Genomic DNA, 8,923 nt, shown 5'->3' on the forward strand with positions numbered 1-8,923 from the left:
GGTTGGTGGGCTCGTCCAGGAGGAGTTCGCGGGGTTCCTGTGCCAGGGCGCGGGCGATCTGGACGCGCTGACGCTCGCCGCCGGAGAGGGTGTGCCAGGCCTGGGCGGCGCGTTCGGTGAGGCCGGTGCGCGCGAGGGCCTCGCGCACGGCCCGCTCGTCGCGCGGCGTGGGGGTCGACCAGGCGCGGCGGTGCGGAATGCGGCCCAGGCGTACGACGTCGCGTACGGAGAGCTCGACCTGCGTCGCGGCGTGCTGCTCGACCACGGCGATCCGGCGGGCCACCGCGCGGCGGCCCGTGTCGGAGAGGGTGCGGCCGTCCAGGGTGACGACTCCGGAGGCCGGGGCGAGGACGCCCGCGAGGATGCGCAGGAGCGTGGACTTGCCGGAGCCGTTGGGGCCGAGGAGCCCCACGGTGGCGCCGTCGGGCGGGGCGAGGCTGACCCCGTCGACGACGAGCCGGCCGCCCGCTTCCCTGCTGACGCGGTCGGCGCGCAGGCCCGTGGTGCCGTCCGGGGTGGTCACGTCGGTGGCCTTGTTCGCGGTCTTGTCCGTGGTCATGTCGGTGGTCGCTTCGGTGGTCGCGTCGTGTGTCATGCCGTCCTCCGCGTCCGGTACAGCACCGCGACGAACGCCGGTACGCCGATGAGCGAGGTCACCACGCCGACCGGGACCTCCTGCGGGTCCAGGGCCGTGCGGGCCAGCGTGTCCACCCAGACCAGGAAGACCGCCCCGGCGAGCGCCGTGACCGGGAGCAGCCGGGCGTGGCCCGAGCCGACGACCGCGCGGGCCGCGTGCGGCAGGACCAGGCCGACGAAGCCGATGGCGCCCGCCGAGCTGACCAGGGCCGCCGTGAGCAGCGCCGTCGTGCAGAGCAGGACGAGGCGGGTGCGGGCCACCCGGACGCCCAGCGCCGCCGCGGCCTCCGGGCCGAACGCGAAGGCGTCCAGCGTGCGGGCGTGGCCGAGGCAGATGACGAGCGCCGCCACGAGCACCGCGCCGCACATCCACACGTCCGTCCAGCCGACCCCGCTGAGCGAGCCGAGGAGCCAGAACAGCACGCCGCGCGTCGTCTCCGCGTCGCCCGCCGTGAGGACGACGAACGACGTCAGCGCGGAGAAGAGCTGCATGGCGGCGACGCCGGACAACACGACCCGGTCCGTGGTGTCGCCCAGCGTGTGGCTCAGGAGCAGCACGAGCGCGAAGGAGCAGAGCGCGCCCGCGAAGGCGCCCGCCGAGACCGACACCACTCCCCCGCCGACGCCGAGGACGACGACCGCGACCGCTCCCGTGGACGCCCCGGACGACACCCCGAGCACGAAGGGGTCGGCGAGGGGGTTGCGGAGCAGGGACTGCATGACCGCCCCGCAGACCGCGAGTCCCGCGCCGCAGACGGCGGCGAGCACGGTGCGCGGCATCCGCAGGTTCCAGACGATGCCGTCCCTGATCGGGGTGAGCGGGCTCTCGCCCCAGCCGAGGTGGGCGGCGACGGTCGACCACACGTCGGGCACGGAGATGTCCGCGGGGCCGATGGTGACGGCCACGGAGACGGAGAGGAGCAGCGCGGCGACCCCGGCGAGCCACAGCAGCCCCTGCCGCACGCGGGCGGAGGCAGGGGCGGGAGCAGGGACGGGGACAGCGGCGGCGTCCGTGCCCGGCGCGGCCTCCGTCACTTGACGAGTCCGAACTTCCGCAGCCCGGCGGCCACTTGTTCGATGCCGTCGACCGTGCGGATCGTGGGGTTCATGGCCTGGCCGCTGAGCAGGACGTACCGCTTCTTCTTCACGGCCGTCAGGTTCTTGGTCGCCGGGTTGGACTCCAGGAACTTGATCTTCGCCGCGGCGCTCTCCGCGGACTGCGACTTGCGGGTGAGGTCGCCGATGACGAGGACGTCGGGGTCGCGGTCGGCGACGGTCTCCCAGTTGATCTGGGGCCATTCCTCGCGGGTGTCGTCGAAGACGTTCTTCGCGCCGAGTTCGCGGGTGATGATGCCGGGGGCACCGCAGCAGCCCGCCAGGTACGGGGCGTCGGAGTTGGCGAACCAGTACATGAGCTTCGTGCCGGAGGCCGCGGAGTCGTCGATGGATTTCGTGGCCGCGCCGACCCGGCGCTTCAGGTCGGCGATCAGCTTCTCGCCGCGCTTCTCGACGTGGAAGACCTTCGCCAGGTCGCGCACCTCGCCGTAGACGGTGTCCATGGTGAGGGTCTTGACGCGCTTGCCGTCGCCGCCGCCGTCGTTGTCCTTGCCCGCGCAGTCGGTGGGCGAGACGTAGACGGGGACGCCGAGCTCGTCGAACTTCGCGCGGTCGGCGACGCCGCCCTTGCCGACCGTGTAGAGAAAGGAGGCGCTGACGAAGTCGGGCTCCTTGGAGAGGACCTTCTCGAGCGACGGGTAGCGGTCGGCGAGCCGCTCCACCTTCGCGTTGTCCTTCGCCAGGTTCTTCAGGACCGGGTCGGTCCAGGTGCCGGTGCCCACCATGCGGTCGGCGAGACCGAGGGAGAGCAGGATCTCCGTGGACCCCTGGTCGAGGGAGACGGCCCGCTGCGGCGGCGCCCCGACCTCGGCGTCCTTGCCGCAGGAGGTGACGGTGACCGGGTAGCCGTCGGCGCCCTGGTCCGCGGACCGCGCGTTCTTCTGTGCGGAGCCGTCGCCGCACGCGGTGAGCGCGAACAGGCAGGCGCAGAGGAGGGCGGATATACGGGCTGTCGAGGACACGTGATCCCTTGAGTGTCACGGCTCATACGCGGAGCCTGGCCTGCGTCGTGGCCTCCGCCGCCGGGTGAGCGGCCGGAGGGCGCCAGCAGGTCTTCGGACTCGGGGATCGGCCGGGCGGGGCGCCTTCCCGGATGTCCTGCGACACCCAGTGGCCGTGGCCCCGCCCGTCCCCCCTCACCGCTGCGCGTCAGCTCCGGATTCGCACCGGATTCCCTGGCCCAGGTGTGGGTTTGACTGGCTTGCGCAAGTTATCACGCGGCTTCACGCGCTCGGTCCGGATGTCGGCGCGGGCCTGGGCTCGCCGCGGTAGGTGCCGAAGGACCAGCGGTTTCCCTCCGGATCCTCGATGCCGAACTCGCGGCTTCCGTAGGGCTTGTCCTCGATCTCGCTGATGATCTTCACTCCGGCCTCGGCGAGCCTGCGGTACAGGTCGTCCACGTGGTCGGTGACCACGTAGGCACCCGCGGTGCCGGGCCTGCCGCAGGTGGCGGCGTTGGCCGGGTCGTACGAGCCGAGCATGACGCCACCGCCCTCGGGCCAGTCGAGCTGGGCGTGGGCGACGCGGCCCTCGTCCTCGTAGACGGCGGTGCGCAGGAAGCCGACGGTGCCGACGAGGAAGTCGATCAGGGCGGGGGCGTCCTGTGCCTGCAGGCCCGGCCAGATGGCGGGGGCGGGCGTGCTGAGCTGCTGTTCTGGCGTGGTGTTCCGGTTGGTGTCCATGCCCCTACTCTTCGCCCCGGCCGTGCGCCCCGGCTTGGATATTCCGGCACTCTTCGGCCAGCCAGCCGGTGGGGGTCTCGCCGGTGTACTGCCGGAAGTCGCGTACGAGGTGGGAGTGGTCGTAGTACCCGGTGTCGGCCGCGACCCCGGCGAGGTCCGGCGGGGCGCCCGCCGCGACGGCGCGGGCCACGGCGGCCTTGGCGTGCTGGAAGCGCATCAGGCGGGCGGCCTGCTTGGGGGTGAGTCCCGTCTCGGCGCGGAACAGCGCGGTCAGCCTGCGCTCGCTGAGCGCGACGTGCCGGGAGAGACCGGCGAGGGTGCCCGCGCCCCGGTGCCTGGCCAGCCACGCCCAGGCCTCGGCGACCTCGGGGCGGACGGCTCCCGTGGCGTCCCGCGTGGCCGCGCGCCGCCTCAGATAGGCCGCCAGGAGGGCGAAGCGGTCCTCCCAGCGGTCCAGCTCGCACAGCCGCTCGCGGATCTCCGCGGCCGGGTCGCCGAGGACGTCCGTGCCGCCGACGACGAGCTGCCCGGTGAGCCCGGCGGCGGGCAGACCGAGGAGCGCGCGGGCCGCGAGGGGATGCACGGCGAGCTGGATGCCGGCCTCGTGCTCGGGCTGGACGACGTACGCGGGGCTCTGGTGCAGGCCGCCCACGACGATGTCGGTGCGCGTCGCGTCCGGTCCCGTCGCCTGGTGAGGGGTGCTGCCGGTGGCGATGGTCCCGTCCAGGGAGAAGATCACCGTGAGATACGGCGCGGGGAGCCCCCGGTGCAGGCCGGGCCGCTGCCCCGCGGTGCGGTAGCCGACCGCGGAGACGACCATGCCGTCGAGCCGCGGGGCGGCGCGGACGAACTCGCGGGAGTCCATGACCCCAGTATGCGCGGAACCCCACGGCTACCCCTGTTCACCCGCCCCATGCCACCGCGCCACGGTGACTTCGATCATGGGAAATGTCCGGGCCGCCCCATAGCATTGCGCGCCGCTCCGGTCGGGGCGCACACCGCTCGCAGGGAACGGCAGGGACGTAGAGACATGGCAGTACGGGCAAAGAGCAAGCTGGCCGTCATCGGCACCACGGGCGCGCTGGCCGCCGCCGTTCTCGCGGGCAGCGCCCTGTGGCCGACGGACGAGGCGAGCGCCGCCGACACCTCGGCGGCCACCGCCCGCGAGCTGTCGCACTGGCCGAAGCCGGTCGCCGAGAAGCTCGGCAAGGTCATCGCGAAGAACGACCACAAGGGTGCGTACGCCGTCTTCGACGCGGACAACACGACGTACCGCAACGACCTGGAGGAGTCGCTGCTGCCCTTCCTGGAGATGAAGGGCGTCCTGACCCGCAAGACCATGGACCCGTCCCTGAAGGTCATCCCCTTCAAGGACAAGGCCGGGCACAAGGAGAGCCTCTACAGCTACTACAACCGGCTGTGCGAGGTGGACGACCAGGTCTGCTACCCCTGGGCCGCGCAGATCTTCTCCGGCTTCACGCTGAAGGAGCTCAAGGGGTACGTCGACGAGCTCCTGGCGTACAAGAAGCCGATCCCCGCCGAGTACTTCGAGGACGGCAAGCCGACGAAGACCGAGGTGAAGCCGCCGGAGTTCTCGCGCGGCATGCAGCAGCTCTACAAGACGCTGCAGGCGCACGGCATCGAGGTGTACGTCGTCAGCGCGGCCAGCGAGGACCTGGTGCGGATGGTCCTCGCCGACCCGAAGTACGGCTACGGCGTGAAGCCGCAGAACGTCATCGGCGTCTCCATGCAGCTCAAGGACCGCAAGACCGGTGAAGTGACCAGCTCCCGCAAGGAGATCGCCGAGGGCCGCTTCGGCGAGCAGGACCGCGCGAAGCTCGCGAAGCGCGAGCTGACGCCGAACCTGTGGGCGCCGCTGACCTGGTACGAGGGCAAGCCCGCCGCGATCAACACCTACATCGACGAGTGGCGCAAGCCGATCCTCGCCGCCGGTGACACCCCGGCCAGCGACGGCCCGATGCTCTTCCACTCCGCCGACGTGGCGCACGGCGGAGTACGGGTCTGGGTCAACCGCAAGGACTCGTACATGAAGCAGCTCGACGGGATGAAGAAGAAGAACGCCGAGCGGCAGCGCGAGCTGGGCCAGAAGGTGACCGCCGACAAGCGGTGGCTGACGGTCACGCCGGACCAGATCGGCTAGCTCCCCGACGCGCGGAAGGCGTCGGCCACTCGGGCGTGGTCGGCGCCGTCCGCCAGCAGGGCGTGCAGCAGGAGCCGGGCCTTCGGCGCGTCCAGCGGTCCGGCGGGGAGCAGGCCGCGGCCGAGCATGTCGTGCTCCGAGCCCGGCCCGCGGTACGTCTCGCTCAGCAGCGGGCCCGCGCCCGTGCGGGAGGCGAGGACGACCGGCATGCGGGCGGCGAGCGCGGCCAGCGGGTCGACGAGCCAGGTGGGGACGTGGCCCGCGCCGAACGCCGCCACGACCAGGCCGTCGAAGCGCGCCTCGACCCCTTCGAGGAGTTCGCCGCGGTCCCCGAGGGTGAGCGTGACCAGGGCCACGCGGGCGGCACCGCGCAGGTTCAGCGGGCGGTCGGCCTGCGGCCTTGCGGGGCGGAGCAGGATGCGCGGCCTGCCCTCGACGACGCGGCCGAGCGGGCCCGCGCCCGGCGACGCGAAGGCCGCGACGGAGGTGGTGTGGCTCTTCCGCACGTACCGCGCCGCGTGGATCTCGTCGGCGAGGACCGCGACGACGCCGAGGCCCGCGCAGCCGGGGTCGGCCGCCACGGCCACGGCCGCGGCCAGGTTCGCCGGGCCGTCGGCGCCCGGCAGGTCGGGCCGCCGCATCGCCCCGGTCACGACGACGGGGGTGCGGCGCGCGCAGGCGAGGTCGAGGAGGAAGGCGGTCTCCTCCAGGGTGTCGGTGCCCTGCACCACGACGACGCCGTGCCCCTCGGCCGTCGCCGCGTCGACCCGCTCGGCGAGGTCGGCCACGTCCTCGACGGTCAGGGAGGAGCTGGGCAGCCTGCGGACGTCGTGGACCTCGACCTCGACGCCGGGCGGGACCGCACCGGCCGCCGCGAGGACCTCGGCGCCGGTCAGCCGGGGCGAACTGCCGCCGCCGCGCGCGGAGATGGTGCCGCCGAGGGTGAACACGGACACGGTCGTCGCCATACGCCCCATCTTCCCCCACGCACCCGGCCCGGCCGAGGATGAGCGGCATGACTCAGGACTTCCTCACCACGCCCGACTCGGTCACCTTCGTCTGCGACGGCGAGACGCTCAGCTGCGCCGAAGCGCTGCCCGACGCCGCGCGGGCCCCGGCCACCACGGTCGTCCTGCTGCACGGCGCGGGCGCCGGCAGCAAGGCGCGGCTGGCCGCTCTGCAGGCCGACTTCGCGGCGCGCGGCTGTCGGGCGCTGGCCCTCGACTTCTCCGGGCACGGCGAGAGCACCGGTGAGCTGCGGGAGCTGAGCCTGCGTCGGCGGTGCGCGCAGGCGGTCGCGGTGGTCGAGGAACGGGTGCCCGCCGCCGACGAGCTGGTGTTCGTCGGGTTCAGCATGAGCGGGCAGACCGTGGCGGACCTGGTGGCGCACTTCGGTGCGCGGGTCACGGCCATCGGCCTGTGCGCGCCCGCCGTGTACGCGAAGGAGGCCTGGCCGCTCCCGTTCGGCGACGGCGACGGCCGCTTCACCGAGATCATCCGTACGCCGGACCGGTGGCGGGACTCCGCCGCGCTCGACGTCTACCGGGCCTTCGGCGGCCGTGCGGTGCTCGTGGTGCCCGGCACCGACGCGGTGATCCCGCCCGCGGTGACGGCGGCCGTCGACGAGGCGCTCACCACCGGATCGCGGTTCACACGGCTCGAACTGCCCGCTGCCGACCATGCGTTGGGGGCCTGGCTGCGGGACCACGCGGAGGACCGGCGGCGGGTGGTGGACGCGCTGCTCGGGTGAGGCGGGCCGGGGCGGCGGGACCGGGCGGGACCGGTCACACTCCCGGCCCCGTGCCCGGTCACACTCCCGGTGTCGCCGCGATCACGCCCGAGTCGACCGCCGCCACCAGCGCCGCGTGGTCCCGCGCGTTCTGGGCCGCGTAACGCAGCGCGAAGTCGGCCACGGCACGGTCGAAGGTGTCCGAGCCGCCCAGGTACGCGGCTATCGCTATGCGGTCGCCGGAGCGGGCGTGCGCGCGGGCCAGGACCGTGCCGCAGAGCCTCGCGTAGGCGCGCAGTTCGGCCGGGGACAGGGCGGTGAGGTCCACCGAGCCCTTCATGTCGCGCAGTTGGCGCCAGTAGAAGGCACGGCCCCGGGGGCCCGTCATCCAGCCCAGGAAGATGTCGCCCGCGGCCTGCAGCAGCCGCTGGCCCGCCACCACGCGGTGCCCGGGGTGCAGATAGGGCCCGGTCGTCAGATGCTCCTCGACCACCGATCTGACCGCCTCCTTGATCTGCAGGAAGAGCGGGTCGCCCGCGTCGCGCCCGGCCAGCAGCACGATGTAGCACCGGGTGCCGACACTGCCCACGCCGACGACCTTGCGGGCCGCGTCGACGAAGCGGTAGCGGTCCAGGAGGAGGCGGCGCTCCTCGGCGAGCGTGGAGCGGTAGTCGCCGAAGATCTTGCGCAGGGCGGCCGTGTCGGGGGCTCCCACCGGTTCGAGGAGCGGCGGGTCGTGGATGATGCGGCGCTCGCCGTCCACGACCTCGGTGAGCTTGCCGAGCGCCTGCAGGCTCGTGCGCCGACGGGCGTGGTCGAGGCGCGCGGCCACGCGCTTGCGGGTTCCCGCGGAACGTACGAGAGGGAGCAGGTCGTGCGCGTCGACGTGCTCGTACCAGACGGCGAGCTCCCCGAGACCGGCCAGCCGCCGCATGCCGGTGCGGTACGCGGTCACGGCCTGCTGCGCCGTGGCGCGGGCGGCGTTCTCCGTGGCCCCGTTCTCGCTGGCGGCGACGGCGGCGCTGGCGGCGAGCCGCTTGACGTCCCATTCGAAGGGCCCGGGACAGGTCTCGTCGAAGTCGTCGAGGTCGAAGAGCAGGGAACGCTCGGGCGACGCGAACAGGCCGAAGTTCGAGAGGTGGGCGTCGCCGCAGAGCTGCACGCCGAGGCCGGTGTGCCGCTGGGCGGCGAGATCGCCCGCCATGACGGCCGCGGCGCCGCGCAGGAAGGCGAAGGGGGACGCGGACATCCGGCCGTACCGGACGGGCAGCAGGTCCTGGAGGCGGTCGGCGCCCTGGCGTTCGAGGACCGACACCGGGTCGGGGCGGTCGGCGGAGGGGATCCAGGCGCCGTGGGAGGAGCGCGAGGCGCGTTTGCGGGCCTCCCTGCCCGCACGCGCGCGTGCTTCCGGGGTCGTCGCGCGTGGCTCCGGGGCCGTCATGCTCACTCCCCTCTCGCGCTCGTGGCGGACGCCGGTCGCTCCGCGCGCCGCGGTCGCCGGCCACCCTCAGCTGCAGCCAATGCGGCCCCGGGCCCGTGCGCATGCCGGGTACGCCGAACGGGTGACGTGGTCGGGGGCGGGGCCGCATTGGCTGCAGC

9 protein-coding genes and 1 riboswitch are annotated in these 8,923 nt (G+C 73.6%); of the genes, 2 read left to right on the forward strand and 7 right to left on the reverse strand.

The annotated features are described in order from the left end of the window. From AOK03_RS15875 to AOK03_RS15895, 5 genes are all read right to left on the reverse strand, one after another. A partial coding sequence (locus tag AOK03_RS15875; RefSeq protein ID WP_157868955.1) for an ABC transporter ATP-binding protein occupies positions 1-559 on the reverse strand: 559 nt, incomplete at its 3' end. A 32-nt stretch (positions 560-591) separates the two neighbouring features. Continuing rightward, a complete protein-coding gene (locus AOK03_RS15880) occupies positions 592-1,671 on the reverse strand; it encodes a FecCD family ABC transporter permease (RefSeq protein WP_055565910.1) in 1,080 nt (359 codons plus the stop codon). Beyond that, positions 1,668-2,714 carry an ABC transporter substrate-binding protein gene (locus AOK03_RS15885; RefSeq protein ID WP_055565911.1) on the reverse strand — a complete coding sequence of 349 codons (1,047 nt, stop codon included), beginning with the start codon at positions 2,712-2,714 and terminating at the stop codon, positions 1,668-1,670. The genes AOK03_RS15880 and AOK03_RS15885 overlap by 4 nt, the downstream gene beginning before the upstream one ends. A gap of 67 nt (positions 2,715-2,781) precedes the next feature. Continuing rightward, positions 2,782-2,968: riboswitch (cobalamin riboswitch) on the reverse strand. A gap of 7 nt (positions 2,969-2,975) precedes the next feature. After that, positions 2,976-3,434, reverse strand: coding sequence for a VOC family protein (locus AOK03_RS15890; protein WP_055565912.1), 459 nt, complete (start codon positions 3,432-3,434; stop codon positions 2,976-2,978). A gap of 4 nt (positions 3,435-3,438) precedes the next feature. Beyond that, entirely contained in the window at positions 3,439-4,299 is an 861-nt protein-coding gene (locus AOK03_RS15895; RefSeq protein ID WP_055565913.1) for an AraC family transcriptional regulator, read from the reverse strand. 165 nt (positions 4,300-4,464) lie between these two features. Between AOK03_RS15895 and AOK03_RS15900 the strand changes: the two genes are divergently transcribed. Beyond that, positions 4,465-5,595, forward strand: coding sequence for an HAD family hydrolase (locus AOK03_RS15900; RefSeq protein ID WP_107098013.1), 1,131 nt, complete (start codon positions 4,465-4,467; stop codon positions 5,593-5,595). On the opposite strand, the gene AOK03_RS15905 is transcribed toward AOK03_RS15900, so the two are convergent. Continuing rightward, entirely contained in the window at positions 5,592-6,563 is a 972-nt protein-coding gene (locus AOK03_RS15905) for an asparaginase (RefSeq protein WP_055565914.1), read from the reverse strand. The two genes, AOK03_RS15900 and AOK03_RS15905, sit on opposite strands and share 4 nt — an antisense overlap. A gap of 47 nt (positions 6,564-6,610) precedes the next feature. On the opposite strand from AOK03_RS15905, the gene AOK03_RS15910 reads away from it, so the two are divergent. Next, positions 6,611-7,345, forward strand: coding sequence for an alpha/beta hydrolase (locus AOK03_RS15910; protein WP_341845810.1), 735 nt, complete (start codon positions 6,611-6,613; stop codon positions 7,343-7,345). A gap of 58 nt (positions 7,346-7,403) precedes the next feature. Here the strand turns inward: AOK03_RS15910 and AOK03_RS15915 are convergent, their stop codons facing one another. After that, complete coding sequence (locus tag AOK03_RS15915; protein ID WP_055565916.1) at positions 7,404-8,765, reverse strand: DUF2252 domain-containing protein; 1,362 nt, start codon at positions 8,763-8,765, stop codon at positions 7,404-7,406. Between the last annotated feature and the right edge of the window lie 158 nt (positions 8,766-8,923).

This window comes from Streptomyces atriruber (assembly GCF_001418325.1).
Lineage (GTDB): Bacteria > Actinomycetota > Actinomycetes > Streptomycetales > Streptomycetaceae > Streptomyces > Streptomyces atriruber.

Excerpts from the sequence above, each read along its gene's own strand:
- AOK03_RS15890 (WP_055565912.1), bottom strand. The coding sequence starts at position 3,434 with ATGGACACCAACCGGAACACCACGCCAGAACAGCAGCTCAGCACGCCC.
- AOK03_RS15895 (WP_055565913.1), bottom strand. The coding sequence starts at position 4,299 with ATGGACTCCCGCGAGTTCGTCCGCGCCGCCCCGCGGCTCGACGGCATG.
- AOK03_RS15900 (WP_107098013.1), top strand. The coding sequence starts at position 4,465 with ATGGCAGTACGGGCAAAGAGCAAGCTGGCCGTCATCGGCACCACGGGC.
- AOK03_RS15905 (WP_055565914.1), bottom strand. The coding sequence starts at position 6,563 with ATGGCGACGACCGTGTCCGTGTTCACCCTCGGCGGCACCATCTCCGCG.
- AOK03_RS15910 (WP_341845810.1), top strand. The coding sequence starts at position 6,611 with ATGACTCAGGACTTCCTCACCACGCCCGACTCGGTCACCTTCGTCTGC.
- AOK03_RS15915 (WP_055565916.1), bottom strand. The coding sequence starts at position 8,765 with ATGACGGCCCCGGAGCCACGCGCGACGACCCCGGAAGCACGCGCGCGT.